The organism is Novosphingobium organovorum, from assembly GCF_022832435.1.
In the GTDB taxonomy this organism is placed as follows: domain Bacteria; phylum Pseudomonadota; class Alphaproteobacteria; order Sphingomonadales; family Sphingomonadaceae; genus Novosphingobium; species Novosphingobium organovorum.
The window spans coordinates 1-23905 of sequence record NZ_JALHLF010000056.1 but is presented as its reverse complement, the minus strand read 5'-3'; the positions used below and the strand labels follow the sequence as shown (position 1 = coordinate 23905).

The following is a 23905-nucleotide window of genomic DNA, read 5'->3' as shown; positions in this document are numbered from 1 at the left end:
GCGATCGCCGCCACGGCAGCCGCGCTCGCCCGGATCGATGTCGCCGCCGGGCAGGCCGAGCGCGCGGCCGAAGGCGGCTGGGTGCGTCCCGAGGTCGTCGAGGGCCTCTCGCTCGAGATCGAGGGCGGCCGCCATCCGGTGGTCGAAGCCGCGCTCAAGAGCCAGAACGAGCGTTTCGTCGCCAACGACTGCAAGCTGGCCAGCCATGACCGACTGTGGCTCATCGGCGGCCCGAACATGGGCGGTAAATCGACCTTCCTGCGCCAGAACGCGCTGATCGTGCTGCTGGCGCAGGCGGGCGGCTTCGTGCCCGCCAAGGCGGCACGGATCGGTCTGGTCGATCGCCTGTTCAGCCGCGTGGGGGCCTCGGACAACCTCGCGCGTGGGCGTTCGACCTTCATGGTCGAGATGGTCGAGACCGCTGCGATCCTCGCGCAGGCGACCGATCGCAGCTTCGTGATCCTTGATGAAGTCGGGCGCGGCACCTCGACCTACGATGGCCTCGCGCTGGCCTGGGCGGTGGCCGAGGCGGTGCACGAGACCAACCGTTGCCGCTGCCTGTTCGCGACGCACTACCACGAAATGGCGCGGCTCGCCGAAACCTGCGAGGCGCTCTCGCTCCACCACGTGCGCGCACGCGAATGGAAGGGCGATCTGGTGCTGCTGCACGAATTGGCCGAGGGGCCTGCCGATCGCAGCTACGGGCTGGCCGTCGCGCGGCTGGCCGGAGTGCCGCCCAAGGTCATCAGCCGCGCCAAGTCGGTGCTCGAAAAGCTGGAGAAGGGCCGCGTCGAGACCGGTGGGCTTGCCGCCGGGCTGGGCGAACTGCCGCTGTTCGCCGCGGCGGAGGAAGCGCGCGAGGAAGCCTGCGACACCTTGCGCGAAAAGCTGATCGAAATGGACATCGACGCGCTTTCCCCGCGCGATGCGCTCGAGATCCTTTACGACCTCAAGCGCGAGGCGGGTACCGAACCTTAACCCTCGCGGGTGTAGCGACAGGGGCCATGATCAGCACCTTCGGCCCTCGTCTCAATTCGGTGTTCCGCAGCCGCTGGCGCGCCTTGTGGTGGAGCGCGGGCGTCCTGCTCACCGCTTATTGCTCGGTCCCGGCGATGACGCACAAGGATGCCGGACAGGGCGCGGGCCAGGATGCCGCCGGTAAAACCTCCGCGCGGGCGAGCGATCAGGACGACGCCAAGGCCGCCGCCGAAGTCGCCAGGCTGCTGGGGGACGATACCGGGGCCAAGCCCACCGACAGCGCGAACCCCTGGGCCAGAAGCGAGCCGAAGACGGTCGTCATCCAGGGGCAGTGAGGGAGCTCAGCTGTCGTCCTGGGCAAAATCCTCGTCGGCCACATCGGCGCGGCCGTAGCGGTTCTCGAGGTCGTCCATGGTCTCTTCGCCGCGATAGGCCGACATGTCGATGATCCCGCTGGTGTCCATCTGGACCATGTGATCGACCAGATCCTGCGCGTCGGGCGCATCGAAACTGCCGGCAAGCTTTTCGCTCTGTTCGAGCCCGAGCACGGAGACCGAAGCGTCGCGCGCCTCTTCGGCCACGGTCTGGGCCTGGGTTTCGGCGTCGGCCTGTTCGGCGTTGACGGTTTCGGGGGGTAGCGGATCGCGGGGCTGGGTCATCGGGCTTGTCTCCTTTGCCCTTTTCAACACCCTGCCCCCGAGTCGCGTTCCCATACCTACCGGGTGGGAACCGGTTCCTCGCCCGAATAATCGTAGAAGCCCTTGCCGCTCTTGCGGCCGTACCAGCCCGCCTCGACGTATTTCTGGAGCAGCGTTGCGGGGCGGTACTTTGGATCGCCGGTGCTTTCGAACAGCACTTTCATGATCTCGAGCAGGGTGTCGAGGCCGATGAAGTCGGCCAGCGTGAGCGGGCCCATCGGGTGGTTGGCGCCCAGCTTCATTGCCGCGTCGATGTCCGCGACACTGGCGACGCCCGCGCCCAGTACGCAGATCGCCTCGTTGAGCATCGGGCACAGCACGCGGTTGACCACGAAGCCCGCCTCGTCACCGGCGAGGACCACGGTCTTGCCCAGACTTTCGCCAAAGGCCTTCATGCGCGCGATCGTCTCGGGCGCGGTGGCGAGGCCCGGTATCACCTCGATCAGTCCCATGACCGGGACCGGGTTGAAGAAGTGAAGCCCGCAGAACCGCGCCGGGTCGATCGTGCCCGCAGCCATGCGGGTGATCGGGATCGAGCTGGTGTTGGAGGCCATCAGCGCGCCCTCTTTGAGCACTTTGCCCGCCGCTTCGAAGATCTTCGCCTTGATATCCTCGCGCTCGGTCGCGGCCTCGATGATGAGGTCGCACTCGCCCATGTGGGCGTAGTCGCCGGTCGGTGCGATCCGCGCGAGCAGCGCGTCGGCATCGGCTTGCGTGATCTTTTCCTTGGCGATCAGCCGGGCGAGGCTCTTTTCGATCTTGGCCTTGCCCTTCTGCGCCACCTCGAGGCTGACGTCGGCGAGGATGACCTGTATCCCCTTGCCGGCCACGGTCTGCGCAATGCCCGTGCCCATGATGCCTGCACCGATGATCCCGACTGTCTTCACTGCCGTACTCCCTCGCGAATTGTGCGTTGCAGCACACTGGTTAGCCGCTTGGCGCGCGCGAGGGAACCGGGCGTAATGTCCTGCCGAACTTTTGGATCAGGCGCTCAGCGGTTCTGGCCGGGCACCCACAGCACGTCGCTCGCGCCGTCCTCGTTGAGCGCGCGGGCGAGCACGAAGAGATAGTCCGACAGGCGGTTGAGGTAGGCCAGCGCGGCCGGGTTGGCGGGTTCCTGCGCGCCCAGCGCGGTAGCGCGCCGTTCCGCGCTGCGCGCCGAGGCGCGCGCGACGTGAACGCGCGAGGCGGCCTCGCTCCCGCCGGGCAGGATGAAGCTGGTGAGCGGCTGGAGCCGGGCGTTGATCGCATCGATCGCGGTTTCGAGCCAGGCGACCTGTGCGGGCACGATGCGCAGGCTCATGGCACCGGGCGTGAAGTCGCTGCCGGGCGTGGCGAGATCGGCGCCAAGGTCGAACAGGTCGTTCTGGATGCGGGTGAGGTCGGCGGCGTGGGCCGCGATGCCCGGCGCGCAGAGCGCGAGGCCGATCGCGCTGTTGGTCTCGTCGACCGCGCCGATCGCTTCCATGCGGCCCGCATGCTTGGGCAGGCGCGAACCATCGACAAGGCCGGTGGTGCCGTCATCGCCGGTGCGGGTGTAGATCTTGTTGAGCTTGACCAAGGCGTTCGTCTCTCCTGCCGGGGCATTTGTGCGCCCTCCTAACCGGAGCGCCGCGTAAATGCACCCGCAAGAGCGCCGGGAAGAGCCTTCAGTGCGCGATCGCGAGCAGGATCACGCAGGCGAACACCGCCAGGGCCTGGAACTTGATGCGGTTGAACATCATGCGGTTCTGCATTTCCTGGCTGCGGGTGGGGCCGGTTTCGCCCGGTGCGCGGTTGAGATCCTCCTTGGTGCTCTGCAGGAACGCGACGATGCCGCGTACGAGGCTGATGACCACGCCGATCATCAGCGCCACGATGACAAGAGCGAAAAAGACCTTCATGCGGGGAAATCTACGCCCATCGACAGCGAAAGGCCAGCGGGGAAGCGGTGCGCGCGCAAGGCGGCGGCGAGCGCAGGGCCATCCTCGCCCGCGCGGCGCCGGTCGGCGAGCGAGGGCGAACCGCGCCGCTTGGCGAGCTTGCGCCCGTCCCCTTCGACCAGCAGCGGGTGGTGGTGCCAGACGGGCACGGGCAGGGCGAGCAGGGCCTGGAGCAGCCGGTGGATGTGGGTGGCGGCGAACAGGTCCATGCCCCGCGTGACATGGGTGATGCCCTGCGCCGCATCGTCGAGCGTCACGGCCAGGTGATAGCTGGCGGGCAGATCCTTGCGCACCAGCACGACGTCGCCGAAGAGTTCGGGGCGGGCGCGCTGTGTCCCGGCGATTTCGTCGCTCCAGTCGAGCGGGCCGGTCTGTTCGAGCGCCTTGCGCACGTCGAGCCGCCAGGCCGCGTTTTCGGGATCGACCGCCTGGCCACGGCAGGTGCCGGGATAGACCGGCCCATCGGGGCCCATGGCCTGGGCGGCGGCCCTGATTTCGGCGCGGGTGCAGTGGCAGGGGTAGAGCAGGCCCATGGCCTTGAGCCGCGCGGCGGCCTCGGCGTGGGCGGGCAGGCGGTGCGACTGGTAGTGGACCGGACCATCCCAGGCGAGCCCCAGCCAGGCGAGGTCGGCGAGCGCTTCCTCGGCCAGCTCCGCGCGGCTGCGCGTGCCGTCGATATCCTCGATCCGCAACAGGAATTCGCCGCCGCCCGAATGGCTTTCGCGCCGGGCCCGATCGTGCGCGACGAGCGCGGCGAAGGCGTGGCCCAGGTGCAGCGCGCCGTTGGGGCTGGGGGCGAAACGGGTGCGGATCATGACGCGGTCTCGTAAGGGAAAGAACAGCCGATGAAAACGGGGCGGTGCAGGCGAAGGACAAGGCCGTGCGTAACCACACCCCCGGCCTGTGGATTGTCAGCGCGATGAAAGAGATACGGCTTGACGATTTCAAGCGATAGTGCTGCAAAAGAGGGCATGTGTTGCCATGAACTTGTCATCACGGCCTGCGACAGGAGGCCATGCTCAGATCGGAGCTGATAGAGCGCGCGGCCCGGTTCCGCAGCGCGGAGGATGACCCCTCCCGAAGTCTTTCCGACTGCCCTGCGCTTGTTCTCAATGCGGATTACACGCCGCTCTCCTACTACCCTTTGAGCATCTGGCCCTGGCAGACCGCGATCAAGGCGGTGGTGCTCGAAAAGGTCGACGTCGTCTCGTGCTACGACCGTTCGGTGCGCAGCCCCAGCTGGACGATGCAGATCCCCTCGGTGATCGCGCTGCACGACTATGTGAAGCCGAGCGAGTTTCCCGCCTTCACCCGCTTCAACCTGTTCCTGCGCGACAAGTTCACCTGCCAGTACTGCGGTTCGCCGCATAACCTGACCTTCGATCACGTCATCCCGCGCCGGCTGGGCGGGCGCACGAGCTGGGAGAACATCCTGACCGCGTGCAGCCCATGCAATCTGAAGAAAGGCGGGCGCACGCCCAGGCAGGCCAACATGCCCCCGATGCTCGCGCCGATCCGGCCGACGAGCTGGCAGTTGCAGGAACGCGGCAAGGCCTTCCCGCCCAACTACCTGCACGAAACCTGGCGCGACTGGCTCTATTGGGACATCGAGCTGGAAGAATAGGGCTCTTTATCGGAACGGCGCTTTAGCTCCCCTCCCGCGTGCGGGAGGGGTTTGGGGGTGGGCAGGCGCCATTACGCTCAGGCGAACGCCGCCGCCCAGTCCTCGACCGGATCGCCGCTGCCCAGCTTGGCATCGACCAGCCCGTCGACCATGAAGGTGGGCGAGACGTGGATGCCGTTCTGGCGGCCGTAGCGCGCGTGGCGCTTGATTGCGTGCTGGAGGCCGGGGACTTCGAAGGCTTCGACCAGCGAGAGGCCGGTATAGCCCTCGATCCGGGCGATGATCGCGTTGGGCGTCGCCTCGCGGTTGGGGCCGGTGGCGTGGTTCTCGAATTCGAATTCCAGACGGTGGTCGGCCACCGCCTGGAGCACCTTGCGCGCCGCTTCGCGGCCTTCGGGCAGGGTCGAGGCGGCCAGGACGCAGCGCACGATCACCGGCGAGAACATGTGCCAGGGCTGCGACTGGAGCCAGATCCGCACGGTTACCCTGTCCGGTCCGGCGGCGGCGAGGAAGGCGTCGATCTTGTTGAAGGCCCTGACCGAAAAGGGGCAGGTCGGTTCGAGGAACATCTCGAACAGGCGCGGACCGGTGCCCCATTCGAGCGGGGCGGCGTAAGGTTGGGCGGGGGCCATTTCGGTATCTCCTGAGGCGGGTGGACGGCGCTTCCCCTGAACCACGGTCAGGCCGGGCAGGGCTATTCAACGCGCCGGGGGGACATTGATTTTTCAGGCGCGGCGATCAGTGCAGCGTGACGCCACCCTCCTCGGGCGCGTCGAGCGCGGTGTCGACCGCGCTGGTTACCGCCACGTCCATCGTCACGTTGCCGACCGTGCGCATGATGTCGGGCAGCATCTCGACCGCGACGAGGATGCCCAGCGGCCAGAGCGGTACGCCCATCGCGGCCGCCACCGGCGCGATGTTGAGGATGAAGGTGATCGTGCCGGGCACCGAGGCCGAACCGAAGGTGGTGATGAAGGCGACGACGACGCCCGCGGCCAGCGCGCCCATCGACAGCGGCACGCCCGCGATGTGCGCGGCGTAGATCGCCACGCCCACGTTCATCGCCGGGCTCGTCGCGCGAAACAGCGTGACCGCGATCGGCAGCACGAATTCGGCGCTCGTGCCGCGCACGTCGAGCTTGCGGCAGGCGGCAAGCATGGCGGGCAGACTGGCGAGCGAGGATTGCGTCGATATGGCGACGACTTGCGCAGGCAGCACCGCGCTGAAGAAGGCGCCGAGCGGCTTGCGCGCGATCAGCGCGGCGATGGGGTAGGCCAGCAGCAGCAGCACGAACCCGCACGAGGCGACCAGCACGATGTACTGCGCCAGCGCGCCGATGGCGGCAAAGCCGTTGCTCGCCGCCAGCGTCAGACCGAGCGCGAAGACCCCGATCGGGGCGAGCTTGAGCACCCAGCCGATCACCACCATCATCGCGCCCGCCAGCCCTTCGAAGACCAGCGCGAGCTGGCGGCGCGGCGCCTCGTCGAGCCGGGTCGCGGCCAGCGCGAAGATCGCGATGAACAGGATCACCGGCAGCATCGCGCCGTTGGCTGCGGATTCGAGCACGTTGGTGGGCAGGATCGTCTTGAAGAAATCGCCCATGCTCGGCGCTGCGTGCAGCGCGGCGCTGTCGGCCGGGGGATGGAACCCGCGCGGCGGATCGAACAGCGGGATAAGCGTGGTCATCACCAGTGCGCCGATCACCGAGGACAGCGCCAGCGTGCCCACGATCCAGCTTATCGTGCGCTTGGCGATGGCGCTGGCGCTGGCGGCCCTGGCGGTCTCCATGATGCCGGTGAACAGCATTCCTGCGACCAGCGGCAGGATCGTCATCTGCAGGCCCTGCAACCACAGCGTGCCGATCGGTCCGGCGATCGCCTTGGCCTGGTCGAGCGCGACCGAACCGTTGGACGACGACATGCCGGTCAGCACGAGGCCCACGGCAAAGCCGGCGACGAGGCCGCCCAGGGTCAGGAGGCCGGGCACCTTGATTTCGGGCATACGGCTGGCGCTTGAAGCGTCTGTCATGAAGGTCCTTGCAAACTCGGGAGAACAGCGGGGAAGGGGGGTGACATTACCAACGCGGCGCGACATAGCAATTTCTAAGGATCACTGCGGGTAACAGGCAGCCATGAGCAAGCAATTCTTCGGAACCGACGGTATTCGCGGGCGCACCAACCAGGGCGCGATGACCGCGGCGATGGCCATGAAGGTGGGGCAGGCGGCGGGCAAGCTGTTCCAGCGCGGCAGCCACCGCCACCGCGTGGTGATCGGCAAGGATACCCGCCTGTCGGGCTACATGCTCGAAAACGCGATGACCGCAGGCTTCACCAGCGTGGGGATGGACGTCATCCTGCTCGGCCCGATGCCCACCCCGGCCGTCGCGCTGCTCACCCGCGAGCTGCGCGCCGATGTCGGGGTGATGATCTCGGCCAGCCACAATCCTTACGAGGACAACGGCATCAAGCTGTTCGGACCCGACGGTTTCAAGCTTTCGGACGACGACGAGGAAACCATCGAGCGCCTGCTGGGCGAGGAACTTCCCCTTGCGCCCAGCGAGGAAATCGGACGCGCGCGGCGCATCGACGACGCGCGCGGGCGCTATATCCACGCGGTCAAGGCCTCGCTGCCGAGCACGGTGCGGCTCGACGGGCTCAAGATCGCGATCGACTGCGCCAACGGCGCGGCCTACCAGGTGGCGCCCTCGGCGTTCTGGGAACTGGGCGCGGAAATCGTCGCGGTGGGCGTCGCCCCCAACGGCAAGAACATCAACAAGTCGTGCGGTTCGACCCATCCCGATCTGCTTCAGGAAACGGTGGTTTCGGCCGGGTGTGACATCGGCATCGCGCTCGATGGCGATGCCGACCGGCTGATCGTGGTCGATGAAAAGGGCGCGGTGGTCGACGGCGACCAGATCATGGCGCTGATCGGCACGCAGATGGCCGCGCGCGGCAAGCTCAAGGGCGGCGGCGTGGTGGCGACGGTGATGTCCAACCTCGGGCTCGAACGCTACCTTTCGGGCCTCGAACTCACGCTCGAGCGGACCAAGGTGGGCGATCGCCACGTGCTCGAACGCATGAAGACCGGCGGTTTCAACGTGGGCGGCGAACAGTCGGGCCACATGATCCTGCTCGATCACGCGACGACCGGCGATGGCACCGTGGCCGCGCTCCAGGTGCTCGCCGCGCTGGTCCAGTCGGGCAAGCGCGCGAGCGAGGTGTTGCACCTGTTCGATCCGGTGCCCCAGCTTTTGCGCAACGTGCGTTTTGCGGGCGGCAAGCCGCTCGAGGAAAAGAGCGTGCAGGCGGTGATCGCCGAGGCCGAAGCCTCGCTGCGCGGCGAAGGGCGGCTGGTGATCCGTCCCTCGGGCACCGAGCCGGTGATCCGCGTCATGGCCGAAGGCGACGATGCGGGCCGGGTCGAGGCGGCGGTCGCCGCGATCTGCCGCGCGGTCGAGGAGGTGACGGCCTGATGCCCTTGGAAATGCGTCCTGATTGCGAGCGCTGCGGCGCTGACCTCCCGGCCGAGGCGCCCGGCGCCTTCATCTGTTCGTTCGAGTGCACCTGGTGCGCGAACTGCGCCGAGGAACTCGATGATCTTTGCCCCAATTGCGGGGGCGAGCTGACCGACCGGCCGACCCGCGCGAAGAGGCACCACGATGCCGCGCCGCCCTCCAAGGTGCGGCGGTTTCGCGCGGGCTGATCCCGCAGGCGCGCTTTCGCGCCCATTTCGTGCGTTCGGTTCGCTTGTGTTCAGATAGGATGGTGCACAGCGCCCGACCGATACGTCCCGTTTAAGGTCCTGTGCATGGTGCGTAGAGTTTCACCGAGCGCGGCTGGTGCCGCCGTTTCTAATGCCGTTCGTGATGCCGCTGGGCCAGCGTCCGGCGGTCTTGGGGGCGACGGTACGCCGTTGATGAGCCTCGTGCCGCAGGCCACCTCCCCGGTCTTGTCCACCCCGACCTTGTCAGCCCCGGCCTTAACCGTCGCGTCGTCCGCGCCCTGGGCTTGCCCGCGCCGTCTGTCGCGCATTCCGTCGGGTGCGCTGATCGCGCTCATCACCCTGAGCCTCGCCACGCTGATCGCGCTGCTCCACGCCGCACGGCTGAGCGTGGCGCTCACCAGTTCGGGGGCGCTGCGCTACGCGCTGGTCTTCGCGATCCTGGGCGCGGTGCGCTGGAGCTGTCGGCGCCGGGCCCGTGCGAGCGCCTCGCGGCTGTTCTGGGCGGGGGCGGACCTGGCGGGCTACGTCGCGCTGTTCATGGCCATCGCGCTCGTCGCGGCGATCGCCAGCTACCCGCTCGCGGGGCTCAGCCGGGGGTTCTTTGACGCGGACCTGCAACGCGCCGATCTCGCGCTCGGCTTCGACTGGCTGGCCTGGTACCGCTTCACCGCGGCGCACCCGCTGGTCCAGATGGTCAGTCGGGGAGCCTACGCGATGATCTACGTTTCGCCGGGGCTGCTGCTGGCCTGGCACGCCTGGAGCGGCCAGCGCGCCGAGGCGCACGCCTTCCTCGCCGCGGTGTGGCTCTCGGCCTGGCTCACGCTCGGCGCCTTTGCCTTCATGCCTGCGGTCGGGCCTTTCGCGTACCTGTGGCATGCCCCGGTGGCCTATCTTCCGGTGAGCGACCTGTGGCAGCCGCAGCTGATCCCGGCGCTGCGCGACCACAGTTTCACCACCATCGATCCGGGCCAGCTCGTCGGGCTCGTTTCTGCGCCCAGCTTTCACGCGGCCTCGGGCGTGCTGCTGATCGCCTTTGCCGCGCGCCAGTTCGCCACGGTGCCGCGGCTCGCCTCGGTGCTGATCGCGATCGACGTGGCGATGCTGCTGGCGACTCCGGTCGAAGGCACGCACTACCTCATCGACCTGATCCTGGGCGGCCTTGTCGCGGGGTTTGCGCTGTTCGTCGTGGCGCGCTGGCGCTCGTGGCTGCATCTGCGCGCGCTCTTGCCCGCCGCACCGGGGCAGACTAGCGCTCTGGCATGACCCCAGCGCGCATACTTTCGATCGCCGGCTCGGACTCCTCGGGCGGCGCGGGCATCCAGGCCGACATCAAGACGATCACCATGCTCGGTGGTTTCGCGATGACCGCGATCACCGCGATCACCGCGCAGAACACCTGTGGGGTGACGGCGGTCGAGGCGCTTTCGCCGGCCATGGTCGCCGCGCAGATCGACGCCTGCGTCAGCGACATCGGCGTCGATGCGGTGAAGATCGGGATGCTCGGCTCGGCGGCCATCGCGCAGGTGGTGGCCGACCGGCTAGAGGGGCTTGGGGTGCCGGTGGTGTTCGACCCGGTGATGGTCGCCACCAGCGGCTCGGTCCTGGCCGACGCGGCAACCGTCGCGGCGTTCGAGCGGCTGATGGCGCTGGCGACGCTGACCACCCCCAACGTCCCCGAACTGGTCGCGCTGGGCGGCGACGAGGCGCTGCGCGCGCGCGGTATCGCCTATCTTGCCAAGGGCGGCGACGCCGAGGGCGAGATGGTCGAGGATCGGCTGGTCGTGCCCGGCGCCGAACCGCTGGTGTGGAGCGCGCCGCGCATCGCCACGCGCCACACCCACGGCACCGGGTGCACGCTGTCGAGCGCGATCGCGAGCAGCCTCGGGCGCCGGGTGCCGCTGGTCATCGCGGTCGCCCAGGCGCGCGAATTCGTGCGCAAGGCGCTCGAGGCCGCGCCGGGCTTTGGCGCCGGGCACGGCCCGATGGGGCATCAGGCGGTGCGGCCGAACTAGAACATGGGCGAAGCCCCAGGGCGCCGACCTTACCCCTCCACGCCATGGCAGCGTGAACGGGATGCGGCTGACAGTCCTGGGGTCAAGGGGTGACAATCCTGTTCTTCAGAGCGGAAACCCGCAGTCCAGCTCGTAGAACTTGCCGATCGCGGCCCAGGCCTCCTCCGCGGTTTCGCACCAGGTGATGAGCTTGAGGTCGCGCGCGTTGATCACGCCTTCTTCGGCCAGCGCTTCGAAGTTGACCACGCGTTCCCAGAATTCACGCCCGAACAGCAGCACCGGGATCGGCTTCATCTTGCCGGTCTGGATGAGGGTGAGCAGTTCGAGCATCTCGTCGAGCGTGCCGAACCCGCCCGGAAACACCGCCACGGCGCGCGCGCGCAGCAGGAAGTGCATCTTGCGCAGCGCGAAGTAGTGGAACTGGAAGGAGAGGCGCGGGGTGACATAGGGGTTGGGTGCCTGTTCGTGCGGCAGCACGATGTTGAGCCCGAGCGATTCGGCGCCGACCTCGTGCGCGCCGCGGTTGGCCGCTTCCATGATCGAGGGGCCGCCGCCCGAGCACACGACGAACTGGCGCATCCCCTTTTCGACGATGCCGCACTGGCTCGCGAGCCGGGCGAGCTTGCGCGCTTCCTCGTAGTATTTGGACTTGGCCACCAGCTTTTCGGCGACCTTCTTCTCCTCGTCGGTCGTGGCGCGTTCGAGCACGCCGTCGCACTTTTCCGGCGAGGGGATGCGCGCCGAGCCGTACATGACCAGCGTGGAGCCGATGTTGGCCTCTTCCAGCAGCATTTCGGGCTTGAGCAGTTCGAGCTGGAAGCGCACCGGGCGCAGCTCGTCACGCAGCAGGAAATCGGTGTCCTGGAAGGCCAGCCGGTAGGACGGGTTCTGCGTTTGCAGCGTGCCTTCCTGCCCGTCGGCAAAGCCGGCTTCCTGTTCGGCCTTGTAGAATCGGCGGTCGGTGAGTTTCTTTTCTTCTTCTGTCATTTACATATCCATGGCCGTTTGTGCGCGGCCCGTCGAGAGATTTGGCAAGACGCGCGGGGCGGGCGCGGGTAGGGTCCCGTGCCATGATGTCCCGACGCCATGCTTTGAAAGCGATTGGAATTACCGGTAGCGGCCTTGCAGCCTTGGGTGGAGCCGCAAGGGTCCTGGCCGATCCTGCACCCGCGCAGACTAACGCACGATTACCGGGAAGGCTCCGGGGAGCCCGTGTGGTGGCGCCGCGCTTGCGCATGGGCGATACCCTGGGGCTGGTCGCTCCGGCGGGTTTCGTGGGCGATCGTTTTGGGATCGAGGAAATCGCCGAGGCGGTGCGCGCGATGGGGCTCGAACCGCGCCTTGCGCCCAACCTGACCGAGCGCGCGGGCTATCTGGCGGGCGAGGATGCGGCGCGCGCGGCGGCCTTCATGGAGACCTGGCGCGATCCTTCGGTCAAGGCGGTGATGGCGGTGCGCGGCGGCTGGGGGACGGCGCGGATCCTGCCCCGACTGGACTTTGCAGCGCTGCGCAAGGCGCCCAAGCTGTTCTGCGGATTCAGCGACAACACCGCGCTGCACCTGGCGCTCATGGCCCAGGGCTGCGCGCCGAGCGTGCACGGCCCCAACGCCGCGGCGAGCTGGCCGCCGGTGGCGTGGGAGGCGTTCCACGCGCTCGCGTTCGAGGGGGCGACGCCGACGTTTTCGGTCGCGGCCTATACCGGGGCGAACCTGGGCGGCGGGCGGCGCGAGGCGCGCGTCTTTGCCGGTGGCCAGGCGACGGGGCGGCTGGTGGGGGGCAACCTGACCGTGCTCAGCGCGTTGGTGGGCACGCCCTACCTGCCCGACATGCGCGGCGCGATCCTGTTCCTGGAGGACACCAACGAGGCCGAATACCGCATCGACCGCATGCTCACCCAGCTTTCGCTGGCGGGCGTGCTGGGAAGCCTTGCCGGCGTGGTCTTCGGGCAGTGCACGCATTGCGAGAACCCCGACGGGGGCTTTTCGAACTACACGATCTACCAGGTGCTCGACCAGCACCTGGGCACGCTCGGCGTGCCCGCGTTCCAGGGGCTGTCGATCGGCCACATCGCCGCGCAGGCGAGCGTGCCCGAAGGGTGCCTGGCCCGGATCGACGCCGATGCCGGCACGCTCACGATGCTCGAACCCGTGGTCGCCTGACGCCGTTCAGGCGCTACCGCCAAGCCCGTATTGGGCAACGAGCTGGGCGTAGTCCTCATCGCTGAGCGGATCGGCGAATTCGAGCCCGGCGCAATGCGCGTTGGCCCAGGCGACGAAGGCCATGCCGGGGCGCCGCCCGGGGAGGGTGAGGCTGACCGCCTCGTCGGTCTGGAGCCCCTCGATACCTTCGATCCGCGCGCCGAAGCGCGTCAGGTCCTTGAGCATGACGGTGGTGCTGGTGACGGTGCGGCGGAACTTGGCGAGCATTTCGACATGCTCGCGCGGCTCGCGCCGCCCGAAACCTGACGCAGCCGGTGGATTTTCGGCACCCGAAGCAAGGGTATTGACCATGACACCCTACCCCTAAGACGTGACGCGGGCCGTGTCAGGGGCACCGCAGAGCGGCAAGTCTAGGTTGGATGGGGTTGACGCAATGCGACCGGCGGCCTCGGGGCAAGCGCGCAGGGGCAGGGCGCGTGCGTTAACGATCGGCGCGCGGATCAGGCGGGCAGCGCGCCGGTCTGGCGCAGCCCTTCGCCAAGCGCCAGCGCGGTGGCCATCGCCAGGTTGAGCGAGCGCACCTCTTCGCGCAGCGGAATGCGCACCGTTTCCCCGCACCGCTCGGCGACGGCGGCGGGAACGCCTGCGCTTTCCTTGCCGAACAGCAGGATGTCGTCGCTGCGGTAGGTGAAGTCGTAAGAGGACTGCGTGGCCTTGGTGGTGAACAGCACCAGCCGCGCCGCGCCGGTGGTGGCGCAAAAGGCCTCGAAACTGGCGTGGCGGGTGATCGAGACATGATCGATGTAGTCCATCGCGGCGCGGCGCACGCGCTTGTCGTCCCAGACGAAGCCCATCGGCTCGATCAGGTCGACGGGCGTGCCCATGCAGGCGCCGAGCCGCAGGACGGCCCCGACGTTACCGGCGATTTCGGGTTCGAAGAGAGCAATGCGCATTGCCGCTCCTTGGCCCTGCCGTGCCGCCCATGCAAGAGTGTGCGGCCAGCGCCCGGCCGCCTTGGCGCGATCGCCGCGGCCAGCGGCCCTATCGCCGGGCGGTTTGGTCCGATCGGCCCGGCTTTGCCCGGCAGGCCCCTGCGCACACGGATGGCCGGTATTTCCAGAGCGTTTTCCCGCCCGGTGGAAACACCTTATGGTTCGCAAAAAAACGCGCTGAAACACGATTCCCGCAGGCCCTGCCAATCAGGACGCGCGTATCCGAAGCAAAATTGGTGCGGGCGGCGGGACTCGAACCCGCACGATCAAGGATCAGGGGATTTTAAGTCCCCGGCGTCTACCATTCCGCCACGCCCGCACGGCGCTGCCCGGCGATCTGACAGATCGCGCCTTTCGCGGCAACGGTGTTTGCACGATATCGGAGCCTTCGCGTTCAAAGGATCGCGCGCGCCAGCCCCTGCGATCGGCCGCCGGCCGCATGATGGGGCGCTGGCACGCACCGGACCGGCGCACACCGGTCAAGCCGCGGGCCAGGCGCTTCTGGAGCCGTGTGGACGCCCGCGCCGACCGATCTGCGGTCCTGCCCCCGCAAGTCCGCGCGTCGGGCCCCGAGGGCGCGCAGGTCAGCTCACGTTGAGCTTGGCGCGCATTTCCTTGCCGGGCTTGAAGTAAGGAACCCGCTTTTCGGGCACTTCGACACTTTCGCCGGTGCGCGGGTTACGGCCCACGCGGCTTTCGCGGTGGCGGGTCGAGAAGGCGCCGAAGCCGCGCAGCTCCACCCGTCCGCCATCGGCAAGGCGCTGTCCGATCTCTTCGAAAAAGGTGTCGAGCGCGCTTTCAACGTCCTCGGCACGCAATTCCGGATTTTCCTTGGCAAGCGCTTGCAGCAGTTCCGATCTGATCATCGCTACCCCCCAAAAATCGTGTCAGGCCATCTGTCGCACCAGGCCTTCGAACAACGATCCTTCAACAAACCAAAAACCCCACGACAGGCCGCCGAATCAGGATGTTACGAGACAGCGCACCCGTTTCATTGGGAAAATGACATTTCATGGCTCACGACGCAATGGTTATAGCACCTAATGGTCCGATCTTGCACGAAAACTCTTGCTGCAACGCGCCATCGGACGATCCGGTTCCGACGATTTTCGCACCCTCGCGGCGCGGGCGCCTGACCGGCCTTCCAACACGGGGTGGCGGGCTTGCCAAAGGGGCTGGCAGGCGGCGTGGCGGCAAAATTTTTGGCCTGCCGCAGTGCGTCATATAATTGCGCGAGGCGGGGCGCAAAGACGCGTGCGAAACGCCTTTTGGAAGGCGTGGGCGCAACGGACGTGCGGCGCGTGGCTGGCAGCGGTCGGCTATCGCCCACGTGGCGCGCCGGCGGGGGGCGCACAGGCCATTTACACTTTCTTCGGGATCGTTAACCTCGCGCACTTTCCGGTCCTTGCCCTGCGCGCGCCGTGCGCCGGAGGCGCCGTGCGCAGCGCGGGCCAGAAAACCGTGGGTCAGGACCAACAGGGATGCAGGACAACGCATGAAAGACATTGCAATCTGGAACGAGGGAGACTGGATTGCGGCCATCGCCGCTGTCTTCCTGTTCGTGGTGATCGCCATCGGCGGCCTGATCGCGGCGCGCAAGAGCGAGGAATTCGTCGGCCACCCGCGCGGCCTCTTCGTGCTGTTCTACGCCGAGATGTGGGAGCGCTTCTCCTACTACGGCATGCGCGCGCTGCTGGTGCTCTACCTGACCCAGTTCTGGCTCTACAACGATGGTTCGGCGAACCTCATCTATGGCAGCTACAACAGCCTCGTCTACATTACCCCGGTGCTTGGCGGCTATCTCGCCGACCGCTGGCTGGGCCAGCGCAAGGCGGTGATCTTCGGCGGCGTGGTGCTGGCGCTGGGTCACCTCGCCATGGCCTACGAGGGCCTGCAGGGGGTCACCGATCCGGCGATCAAGCAGGCGGACCCGGCGATCAACGTGTTCTGGCTGGCGCTCTCGCTCATCATCGTGGGCTCGGGCTTTCTCAAGGCCAACATCTCGGTCATCGTCGGCCAGCTCTACGGCATGAAGGACCTGCGCCGCGACAGCGCGTACACGATCTTCTACATGGGCATCAACACCGGCGCCGCGCTCGGCACGCTGCTGGTCGGCTATCTGGGCCAGACCATCGGCTGGTCGTGGGGCTTTGGCCTGGCGGGGATCGGCATGGCGCTGGGCCTCGTCATCTTCTGGTTCGGCAAGCCCGCGCTGCGCGGTAATGGCGAGCCGCCCAAGGCGCTGGCGGCTTCGCGCGAGTGGACGCTCTATGGCCTGGGCGTGGCCTCGATTGCGGTGATCTGGCTGCTGCTGCAGTACCAGGACGTGATCGGCACGCTGCTTGGCGTGGCGGGCGTCGCAATGCTGCTCTACACTCTCTACGAAGCCTTCAAGCTGCCGCGCGACGCGCGCCACCGCATGTTCGTGATCCTGTTCCTGGTTGCGCTCAACCCGGTGTTCTGGGGGCTTTACGAGCAGGCTGGCGGCAGCCTCAACCTCTATACCGACAAGTACGTGGACCGTGGCGGGGTGCCCGCCTCGCTGTTCCAGTCGATCAACCCGATCTACATCATCCTGCTCGGGCCGGTCTTTGCCGGGCTGTGGCAGTGGCTGGGCAAGCTGGGCCTCGAACCGTCGACCCCGGCCAAGTTCGGTCTGGGCGTGGTGCAGGTGGGCCTGTCGTTCCTGGTCTTCGTGTGGGGCGCCAAGACGGCGGGCGTGGGCGCGCTGACGCCGGTGCTCTTCGTGTTCCTGATCTACCTGCTGCAGACCACGGGCGAGCTGTGCCTCTCCCCGGTCGGGCTTTCGGCGATGACCCGCCTGGCGCCCGCGGCGCTGGGCAGCTTCATCATGGGCGCCTGGTTCTACATGACCGCGGTCGGCCAGTTCATCGCGGGCAAGATCGGCGAGGCGACCGGCGGCGAAAGCGGTGAGATGTCGCAGGCACTCACCTTGCACATCTATCAGGAACTGGGCTGGGTGGCGCTGGGCATCGGCATCGCGGTGCTGGTCGTCTCGCCGCTGGTGCGCCGGGGCATGCACCTCGAGACGCTGGGCAACGATCCCGGCGATGATCTGGCGGGCCAAGGCGCGCTCGGGCTCGAAGCGCAGGAAGCCGGCACCCACCCGGATCTCAAGACCAACTGACCACATTTCCCGGCCCGATCCCAACCGATCGGGCCGGTTTTCTTCAAACAGGGGTTACAACCATGAGGATTTCGCCTGAGATCGGGCGTTGGGGCAGTGCGCTGGCGCTGACCCTCGCGCTCACGCTGGCGCCGCCCGCCTTCGCGAAGAAGAAGGACAAGGCGCCCGCCGCCACCGCGAGCGCGGTGCCCTATGCCTCGACCTACAAGCCTTATCCGGGCCGGCCGACCGCGCTGGTCGGCGCCGTCGTCTACGACGGGCGGGGTAAGCGGATCGACGACGGCGTGGTGCTGTTCGCGCAGGGCAAGGTCGTCGCGGTCGGTGGCCCTGATCTCGCCATCCCCGAAGGGTATGACCGCATCGACGCTCGCGGCAAGTACGTGACGCCCGGCGTCATCGACGCGCACTCGCACCTGGGCGTCTATCCCTCGCCCGGCGTCGACGCGTTGTCCGATGGCAACGAGATGACCAGCCCGACCACGCCCAACGTCTGGGCCGAGCATTCGGTCTGGCCGCAGGACCCCGGTTTCACCCGCGCGCTGGCCAATGGCGGCGTGACCTCGCTGCTGATCCTGCCCGGTTCGGGCAACCTGATCGGCGGGCGGGCGGTGATGCTCAAGAACGTGCCCTCGATCACCGTGCAGGGCATGAAGTTTCCCGGCGCGCCCTATTCGCTCAAGATGGCCTGCGGCGAAAATCCCAAGCGTGTCTACGGCTCGAAGGGGCAGATCCCCTCGACCCGGATGGGCAACTTCGCGGTCGACCGCCAGGCGTGGATCGACGCGCGCCAGTACATGGAGGGGGACCACAAGGACCGCGATCTGGGCAAGGACACGCTCGAAGGCGTGCTGAAGGGCGAAATCCTCGTCCAGAACCACTGCTACCGCGCCGACGAAATGGCGCAGGTGCTCGATATGGCCAAGGAAATGGGCTATAAGGTGACTGCTTTCCACCACGCGGTGGAAGCCTACAAGATCGCCGACATGCTGCGCGAAAACGACGTGTGCGCCGCGGTCTGGGCGGACTGGTACGGTTTCAAGATGGAAGCCTACGACGCGATCCCCGAAAACGCCGCGCTGCTTGCCAAGGAGGGCGCCTGCGTGGTGATCCACTCGGACGATCCCAACGGCATCCAGCGGCTGAACCAGGCCGCCGCCAAGGCGCAGGCTTCGGGCCACCGCATGGGCATCGACATTCCCGACGCGCAGGTCATTTCCTGGTTCACCTACAACGCCGCCAAGACCGCCGGGGTCGAGGCGATGACCGGCAGCCTGGAAGATGGCAAGATGGCCGACGTGGTGCTGTGGAACGGCAACCCGCTGTCGGTCTATTCGCGCCCCGAGAAGGTGTGGATCGACGGCGCGCTGATGTTCGACGCCGACAATCCCAAGACCCGCCCGGTGAGCGATTTCGAACTCGGCCAGCCCGGTGAAGGAGACGTCAAGTGAAGCGCATCCTCATGCTTGCGGCGGGAATTGCCGCGCTCGCCGCGCCGCTCGCCGTTTCGGCGCAGGATCTTGCGGTGACCAACGCCACGCTTGCCAAGGGGGACGGTTCGGAGCCCATAACCGGGGCAACCGTCGTGGTTCGCGGCGGCAAGGTCGTCGCCGCCGGTGTCGGTGTCGCGGTGCCTGCGGGTATCCCGACCGTGGACGGTACGGGCAAGTGGGTCACGCCGGGGCTGTTTTCGGCGCTGACCGATCTTGGCCTGTGGGATGTTGAGGCGGTGTCCGACAGCAACGACACCGAAGCCGACGAAAGCCCCTTCAACGCCGCGCTCGACGTGGTGCCCGCGCTCAATCCGGCGAGCGAGCATATCGCGGTCAGCCGTGAAGGCGGGGTTACCCGCGCCAGCGTTTCGCCCGCCAACGGCAATTCGATCTTCGCCGGGCAAGGCGCGCTGATCGATCTGGGCGAGGGGGCCAGGATCGTCGATGCGCCGCGCGCGTTCCAGTACGTCACCCTGTCCGAACGCGGCGCGCGCATCGCGGGCGGCAGCCGTGTCGCTGCCTATGTCGTGCTGCACAACGCGCTGGCCGAGGCGAGCGCGCTGGCTGCAGCGCCCGCCGGGGCCGCGCGGGCGAGCGACTCGATGCTGACCCACGCCGACGCCAGGGCGCTGGCGCCGGTCGTCGCGGGCGCGCAGCCGCTCTACGTTCAGGTCGAGCGTGCGGCGGACATTCGCGCGGTTCTGGGGCTCAAGCAGGAGTTCCCCAAGCTCAGGCTGGTGCTGGTCGGCGCGAGCGAGGGCTGGCTGGTGGCCAAGGACATCGCGGCCGCCGGGGTTCCGGTCATCACCATGCCGATGCGCGATCTGCCCGACGCGTTCGAGGCGCTGGGCTCGACCCAGTCGAACGTGGGGCGCATGGTCCAGGCGGGCGTCAAGGTCGCGATCGGGATGTTCGCGGGCGAGAACCAGCCGCGCCGGGCGCCCGAACAGGCGGGCAACCTTGTGGCGCTGACCAAGCTGCCCGGCGCCACCGGGCTGACCTGGGGCCAGGCCTTTGCCGCGATCACCTCGGTCCCGGCGGAGATTTCGGGCATGGGCGGCAAGGAAGGCGTGCTGGCGCCGGGCGCGGTGGGCGATGTGGTGCTGTGGGACGGTGATCCGCTCGAACTGTCCTCGGCCCCGGTCGCGGTCTACATCGACGGGGTTAAGCAGCCGTTCGACAGCCATCAGGTGCGCCTGCGCGAACGCTACAAGGACCTTGATCACACCTACAAGCCCAAGGCCTACGACTGGTAAGAGCCGCTGATACGGCACGATCGCGCGCCTCACGCGTTGGGCTTGGCAAAAGGCGAACAAGGACAGGACCATGCGGATCGCGATCGTGACCGGCGGCGCTCAGGGTATCGGCAAGGGGGTGGTGTGCCACCTGCTTGACCGGGGCTGGGCCGTCGCCGCGTTTGACAAGGACGACGAAGCGCTCGGCGATCTCGCGGCCGAGCGCACCAGCCCCCATCTGATGACCCACGCGGTCGATGTCGCGGACGAAGCGGGCATGGCCCAGGCCTTCGCCGTGCTGGCCCAGTGGCAGGCTGGGCTGGGCACCGGGGCGGGGCTCGACCTGCTGGTCTCCAACGCCGGGATCGCCGATCCGCACTCGGGCCCGATCGAGGATCTTGCGCTTGCCGAATGGCGCAAGTGGCAGGACAGCCATGTGACCGGGGCCTTCCTCGCGGTGCGCGGAGCGATCCCGGCGCTGCGCCAGCGCAAGGGTTCGATCGTGTTCGTCGCCTCGAGCCGGGCGGTGCAGTCCGAACCCGATACCGAAGCCTACGCCGCGGCCAAGGGCGCGCTCTGCGCGATGACCCATGCGCTGGCGATCAGCCTTGGCCCCGACATCCGCGTCAACGCGGTCCTGCCCGGCTGGATCGAGACGCGCGACTGGCAGAAACCCGCTCGCCGCGAAGCCGTGCGCCAGCGCCCGGTCGATCGCCGTCAACACCCCGCAGGGCGCGTGGGCGTGCCGGGGGACATCGCCGCGACGGTCGAATTCCTCGCCAGCGAAGGCGCCGGGTTCATCACCGGGCAGGAACTGGTCGTCGATGGCGGGATGACACGCAAGATGATCTACGCGCCATAACGCGTGGATTGCGCGGCGACCTCCCCTTCAGAACACAAGGCTGGCCGAGAGAGGTGCGCGCGACAGTCGGGGGTCAAGGGGTGGTAACCCCTTGTATCCTATTAGATCAAAACGTCCTCACCCTTCCAGGAAGACGAGCAGGGCAAAACTCGCCAGCCAGTGCTCCCCCATGTAGTCCCCTGCGACGTGGTCCAGCGCGGCCGCGAGGTGCGTCTGCGCGAGGTTTTCGAGCTGCGCGGCGCGGGCTTGCGGGAGGCTCCTGGCAACCGCGCGCAGGCACCAGGCGCGGCTGAGGTTGAGCCCGTCGAGGTGGGCGATCTTGCCGTCGCTGCGGTCCGAGACGAAGGCCGGGGTCAGCGCGGTGTCCAGCCACCCGCCTTCGGGCAGGAACGCGTCGAACCAGCGGGCAAAGCGCTCGGCGGGCAGCGCGGCGTGCATCAGCCGCGCGGCGCTGAGCGCGGGCGAGAGGAACTCGTCGCCACCCGGTTCCCAGCCGCGATAGTCGGTCCGTGCACCGAAGGCGTCTTGCGCCCAGCTCTCGATCCGCGCGGCGAGCGGGGCCTCGTGGACCGTCGCCCATTCGTGCGCGAGCGTGAGGGCGAAGGCGGTGTTGAAGTGGGTGCCCACGGTGATCGGGTAGGTCAGCTTGTCGAGGTAATCGCCAAAACGCCGCGCAAAGGCGCGCGCCAGCGGATCGAGCGCGGCGGCGAGCGGGCTGTCGGCGTGGCGCGTCGCCTCGAGGTGGAGATAGAGCAGCCAGCCCCAGCCATAGGGCCGCTCGAACCCGCGCGCCGAGGGGCGCTTGAGATAGGCCAGCTCGCGACCGAGCTTTTCGGCGGTGAAGGTGGTGTGCGCGAGCGCATCGATGGCCTTCGCCTCTTCCATGGTCGGGAAGAGACGGCGCAGCGTCAGCAGGGTCCACCAGCCGTGGACGCAGCTGTGCCAGTCGAAACTGCCGAAAAACACCGGGTGCAGCGCGCGCGGGGGCAATACGTCGCCATCATCGTCCATCACGTGGTCGAGCTTGTGGGGGTACTCGCGCGTGACGTGGCCAAGCGCGATGCGTGCGAACCGGGCGGCGACTTCGGGGGAAAGCTGGGTCATGGAAAAGCCAGGAAATAGATGAGGAGGACATTGCAGGCGAACAGCGGCAGCGCCGTTCCCGCCTGCGCGCGGATGACGCCGTACTCGCTCTTGAGATCGAGCAGGACGGCGGGCACGATATTGAAGTTGGCGGCCATCGGGGTGAGCAGCGTGCCGCAGAAGCCCGAGAGCATCCCCACCGCGCCGATCAGCGCGACATTGCCGTGGAAGTGCTGCGCCAGCACTGGAACGCCGATGGCCGAGGCCATGACCGGAAAGGCCGCAAAGGCGTTCCCCATGATGATCGTGAAGACCAGCATCCCGAGGCAAAAGGCCAGCACGGCGAGCGCCAGATTGTCCTCGGGAATGACCCGCGCGGCCAGATCGCCCACGATCGTGCCCACCCCGGCCAGCGCGAAGACCCCGCCGAGCGCGGCGAGCATCTGCGGCAGGATCGCCGCCCAGCCGATCGAATCCATCAGCCGGCGCCCTTCCTCGAGCGGGGCCAGCGCGGGTGGGCGCAGCCAGAAGTGGCCGATCGCGAGCGCGACCAGCACGCCAAGCCCGAACAGGATGAGCGTCTCGCGCCGCGCTTCGAACAGGCCGCTCTCCTGCAGCGGGGTATAGGTGTAGAGCAGCGTGCCCAGCACGGCGGTGAGCGGAATGACCAGCGCGGGCACGAAAAGCCGGTTGCCCAGTCGTGCGGCGCTGGCTTCGCGCTCGCTCTCGTTCGTCGTTGCGGGATGGCTGCGGCCGAGCTGTCCGGTGCCCGCCAGCCCCACCAGCGCGAGGACGAGCAGCCCGTTGGCCAGATCGGAGAGGTGCGAGCCGAAGAAGAAACTTGCCGCAAGCAGACCCCAGAACGCGGCGTTGCCCCAGCGCTTGGGGTTGGCGCGGTCACGCGCGCTCAGCAGCGCCCAGCCGCTGAACACCAGTCCCGCCAGCATGTAGAGCCATTCGAGCGTGATCATGCCGCGCGTCCGGGCAGGCGCGCACGCCGGGCAAGGCGCCGGTCGAACGCGAGCAGCCGTCCACCGTGGAGGAAGAAGGCGCAGACCGCGCTGGGGATTGCCCAGACCGAAAGCTGCAGGGGGGTAAGCTCGTAGCCCTGCGTCTCGAACACGCCCTGGATCAGCAGGATCGAGGCAATCGCAAAGAAGATGTCTTCGCCGAAGAATAGGCCGATGTTGTCGGTGGCGGCGGCCATGGCCCTGACCTTGTCGCGCTCGGCGGCATCGAGGGGGCCGTGCGTGCGCTCGGCCGCCGCTTCGGCCATCGGTGCGATCAGCGGGCGCACCGCCTGAGGATGCCCGCCGATGTCCTTCATGCCGAGCGCGGCGGTGATCTGGCGAAAACCCAGATAGAGCACGAGCAGGCGCCCCATCGTCGCGCCGCGCACCGTGGCAATCAGACACCGGGCCTGTTGCTGGAGGCCGTGGCGCTCGAGCAGGCCGATCACCGGCAGGATGATCCATGTCAGCGAGATGTAGCGGTTGTCGTTGAACGCCTTGCCCAGCGCCTCGATCACCGGCACCAGCCCGAGCCCGCCGAGCAGGCCCGTCACGAGCGCCGATCCGGCAACGACGAGCAGCGGATTGAGCCTTAGCGCGAATCCCGCGACGACCAGCGCAATGCCGATCAGTGGCCAATAGGACATGGGTGTGGGGTCTCCTTCGTATGACCATGGGGCGTGTGACCATGGGGAGCGCCCCCGAGGAGCAACCTGCCACAAGGCGAGGTCCGAATGAATCCATCAAATGCCCTCGCAATCAGCGTCCACACAGCGATTTGCGAAGGGGTGAGAAAACGATTCCCCGTCAGCTCCTGCACGGTTGCGAGGCCTGGGTAATATAATTACGCCCACGGTCTTGCTCGGACAAAGGTTGGCCATCAAAACATTGGAAATGTGCCACTTTCCGAGAAATCGCTGTTTGATGACGATTTTTTGAAAAAGGTGTTTGACCGAATCGGAATGGTTC

The 23905-nt window shown here is 67.7% G+C and carries 27 protein-coding genes and 1 tRNA gene; 12 read left to right on the top strand and 16 right to left on the bottom strand.

The genetic code is table 11. The features are described from left to right. Together MTR62_RS13455 and MTR62_RS13450 are read left to right on the top strand one after the other, a co-directional pair. Nucleotides 1-978: MutS-related protein (locus tag MTR62_RS13455; protein ID WP_407672684.1), on the top strand; the 978-nt coding region annotated here is incomplete at its 5' end. Nucleotides 979-1004: 26 nt separating this feature from the next. Beyond that, nucleotides 1005-1313, top strand: coding sequence for a hypothetical protein (locus tag MTR62_RS13450; RefSeq protein ID WP_244021718.1), 309 nt, complete (start codon nt 1005-1007; stop codon nt 1311-1313). Between the two features lie 6 nt (nt 1314-1319). Here MTR62_RS13450 and MTR62_RS13445 read toward each other — a convergent pair whose 3' ends face one another. The 5 genes from MTR62_RS13445 to gluQRS form a co-directional block, all read right to left on the bottom strand. Continuing rightward, nucleotides 1320-1637, bottom strand: a complete 318-nt coding sequence (locus MTR62_RS13445; RefSeq protein WP_244021716.1) for a hypothetical protein — start codon at nt 1635-1637, stop codon at nt 1320-1322. A 56-nt stretch (nt 1638-1693) separates the two neighbouring features. Then, nucleotides 1694-2563 carry a 3-hydroxyacyl-CoA dehydrogenase family protein gene (locus tag MTR62_RS13440; RefSeq protein WP_244021714.1) on the bottom strand — a complete coding sequence of 290 codons (870 nt, stop codon included), beginning with the start codon at nt 2561-2563 and terminating at the stop codon, nt 1694-1696. A 104-nt stretch (nt 2564-2667) separates the two neighbouring features. Further along, nucleotides 2668-3237, bottom strand: coding sequence for a cob(I)yrinic acid a,c-diamide adenosyltransferase (locus MTR62_RS13435; RefSeq protein WP_244021712.1), 570 nt, complete (start codon nt 3235-3237; stop codon nt 2668-2670). Between the two features lie 88 nt (nt 3238-3325). Continuing rightward, on the bottom strand, nt 3326-3559 hold the full coding sequence (locus MTR62_RS13430; protein ID WP_244021710.1) for an HIG1 domain-containing protein: 234 nt from the start codon (nt 3557-3559) through the stop codon (nt 3326-3328). Further along, nucleotides 3556-4413, bottom strand: coding sequence for a tRNA glutamyl-Q(34) synthetase GluQRS (gluQRS, locus tag MTR62_RS13425; protein ID WP_244021708.1), 858 nt, complete (start codon nt 4411-4413; stop codon nt 3556-3558). The genes MTR62_RS13430 and gluQRS overlap by 4 nt, the downstream gene beginning before the upstream one ends. A gap of 200 nt (nt 4414-4613) precedes the next feature. Between gluQRS and MTR62_RS13420 the strand changes: the two genes are divergently transcribed. Next, nucleotides 4614-5222, top strand: a complete 609-nt coding sequence (locus MTR62_RS13420) for an HNH endonuclease (protein WP_244021706.1) — start codon at nt 4614-4616, stop codon at nt 5220-5222. A gap of 77 nt (nt 5223-5299) precedes the next feature. On the opposite strand, the gene MTR62_RS13415 is transcribed toward MTR62_RS13420, so the two are convergent. Continuing rightward, nucleotides 5300-5854, bottom strand: coding sequence for a DsbA family protein (locus MTR62_RS13415; RefSeq protein ID WP_244021704.1), 555 nt, complete (start codon nt 5852-5854; stop codon nt 5300-5302). Nucleotides 5855-5960: 106 nt separating this feature from the next. Next, entirely contained in the window at nt 5961-7250 is a 1290-nt protein-coding gene (locus MTR62_RS13410; RefSeq protein ID WP_244021702.1) for a dicarboxylate/amino acid:cation symporter, read from the bottom strand. Nucleotides 7251-7353: 103 nt separating this feature from the next. On the opposite strand from MTR62_RS13410, the gene glmM reads away from it, so the two are divergent. From glmM to thiD, 4 genes are all read left to right on the top strand, one after another. After that, nucleotides 7354-8694, top strand: a complete 1341-nt coding sequence (glmM, locus tag MTR62_RS13405; RefSeq protein WP_244021700.1) for a phosphoglucosamine mutase — start codon at nt 7354-7356, stop codon at nt 8692-8694. Continuing rightward, nucleotides 8694-8924, top strand: a complete 231-nt coding sequence (locus MTR62_RS13400; protein ID WP_244021698.1) for a DUF1272 domain-containing protein — start codon at nt 8694-8696, stop codon at nt 8922-8924. The genes glmM and MTR62_RS13400 overlap by 1 nt, the downstream gene beginning before the upstream one ends. 213 nt (nt 8925-9137) lie before the next feature. Continuing rightward, nucleotides 9138-10208 (top strand): phosphatase PAP2 family protein, encoded by a 1071-nt coding sequence (locus tag MTR62_RS13395; protein WP_244021696.1) that lies wholly within the window; start codon nt 9138-9140, stop codon nt 10206-10208. Further along, nucleotides 10205-10957 (top strand): bifunctional hydroxymethylpyrimidine kinase/phosphomethylpyrimidine kinase, encoded by a 753-nt coding sequence (thiD, locus tag MTR62_RS13390; protein ID WP_244021694.1) that lies wholly within the window; start codon nt 10205-10207, stop codon nt 10955-10957. The genes MTR62_RS13395 and thiD overlap by 4 nt, the downstream gene beginning before the upstream one ends. A 105-nt stretch (nt 10958-11062) precedes the next feature. Here the strand turns inward: thiD and MTR62_RS13385 are convergent, their stop codons facing one another. Further along, nucleotides 11063-11944 (bottom strand): LOG family protein, encoded by an 882-nt coding sequence (locus MTR62_RS13385; RefSeq protein ID WP_244021692.1) that lies wholly within the window; start codon nt 11942-11944, stop codon nt 11063-11065. An 83-nt stretch (nt 11945-12027) separates the two neighbouring features. Here MTR62_RS13385 and MTR62_RS13380 point away from each other — a divergent pair, with 83 nt between their 5' ends. Next, nucleotides 12028-13116 carry a S66 peptidase family protein gene (locus MTR62_RS13380; protein WP_244021690.1) on the top strand — a complete coding sequence of 363 codons (1089 nt, stop codon included), beginning with the start codon at nt 12028-12030 and terminating at the stop codon, nt 13114-13116. Between the two features lie 6 nt (nt 13117-13122). Here MTR62_RS13380 and MTR62_RS13375 read toward each other — a convergent pair whose 3' ends face one another. The 4 genes from MTR62_RS13375 to MTR62_RS13360 form a co-directional block, all read right to left on the bottom strand. Next, the gene (locus MTR62_RS13375; protein WP_244021688.1) at nt 13123-13467 is read right to left on the bottom strand and encodes a hypothetical protein; all 345 of its coding nucleotides are present in this window, start codon (nt 13465-13467) and stop codon (nt 13123-13125) included. A gap of 149 nt (nt 13468-13616) precedes the next feature. Continuing rightward, the gene (locus MTR62_RS13370) at nt 13617-14069 is read right to left on the bottom strand and encodes a tRNA (cytidine(34)-2'-O)-methyltransferase (RefSeq protein ID WP_244021687.1); all 453 of its coding nucleotides are present in this window, start codon (nt 14067-14069) and stop codon (nt 13617-13619) included. Nucleotides 14070-14342: 273 nt separating this feature from the next. Next, nucleotides 14343-14427 (bottom strand) — tRNA-Leu (locus MTR62_RS13365). Between the two features lie 265 nt (nt 14428-14692). Continuing rightward, nucleotides 14693-14974, bottom strand: coding sequence for an integration host factor subunit beta (locus MTR62_RS13360; RefSeq protein WP_244021685.1), 282 nt, complete (start codon nt 14972-14974; stop codon nt 14693-14695). A 629-nt stretch (nt 14975-15603) separates the two neighbouring features. On the opposite strand from MTR62_RS13360, the gene MTR62_RS13355 reads away from it, so the two are divergent. The 4 genes from MTR62_RS13355 to MTR62_RS13340 all read left to right on the top strand — a co-directional run bounded on the left by MTR62_RS13355 (nt 15604) and on the right by MTR62_RS13340 (nt 20843). Then, nucleotides 15604-17256 carry a peptide MFS transporter gene (locus MTR62_RS13355; protein WP_244021682.1) on the top strand — a complete coding sequence of 551 codons (1653 nt, stop codon included), beginning with the start codon at nt 15604-15606 and terminating at the stop codon, nt 17254-17256. Nucleotides 17257-17318: 62 nt separating this feature from the next. Next, complete coding sequence (locus MTR62_RS13350; protein WP_244021680.1) at nt 17319-18704, top strand: amidohydrolase; 1386 nt, start codon at nt 17319-17321, stop codon at nt 18702-18704. Further along, nucleotides 18701-20002: an amidohydrolase family protein gene (locus MTR62_RS13345; RefSeq protein ID WP_244021678.1), complete on the top strand. Its 1302-nt coding sequence runs from the start codon at nt 18701-18703 to the stop codon at nt 20000-20002. The genes MTR62_RS13350 and MTR62_RS13345 overlap by 4 nt, the downstream gene beginning before the upstream one ends. A 70-nt stretch (nt 20003-20072) precedes the next feature. Then, nucleotides 20073-20843 (top strand): SDR family oxidoreductase, encoded by a 771-nt coding sequence (locus tag MTR62_RS13340; protein WP_244021676.1) that lies wholly within the window; start codon nt 20073-20075, stop codon nt 20841-20843. Nucleotides 20844-20960: 117 nt separating this feature from the next. On the opposite strand, the gene MTR62_RS13335 is transcribed toward MTR62_RS13340, so the two are convergent. From MTR62_RS13335 to MTR62_RS13320, 4 genes are all read right to left on the bottom strand, one after another. After that, nucleotides 20961-21947: a DUF2891 domain-containing protein gene (locus tag MTR62_RS13335; protein WP_244021674.1), complete on the bottom strand. Its 987-nt coding sequence runs from the start codon at nt 21945-21947 to the stop codon at nt 20961-20963. Beyond that, nucleotides 21944-22897, bottom strand: a complete 954-nt coding sequence (locus MTR62_RS13330) for a DUF979 domain-containing protein (protein WP_244021672.1) — start codon at nt 22895-22897, stop codon at nt 21944-21946. Before MTR62_RS13330 ends, MTR62_RS13335 begins: the two co-directional genes overlap by 4 nt. After that, a complete protein-coding gene (locus tag MTR62_RS13325; RefSeq protein WP_244021671.1) occupies nt 22894-23583 on the bottom strand; it encodes a DUF969 domain-containing protein in 690 nt (229 codons plus the stop codon). The genes MTR62_RS13330 and MTR62_RS13325 overlap by 4 nt, the downstream gene beginning before the upstream one ends. Before the next feature lie 96 nt (nt 23584-23679). Then, nucleotides 23680-23905, bottom strand: a 226-nt coding sequence (locus MTR62_RS13320) for a hypothetical protein (protein ID WP_244021669.1), incomplete at its 5' end; no start/stop codon positions are given.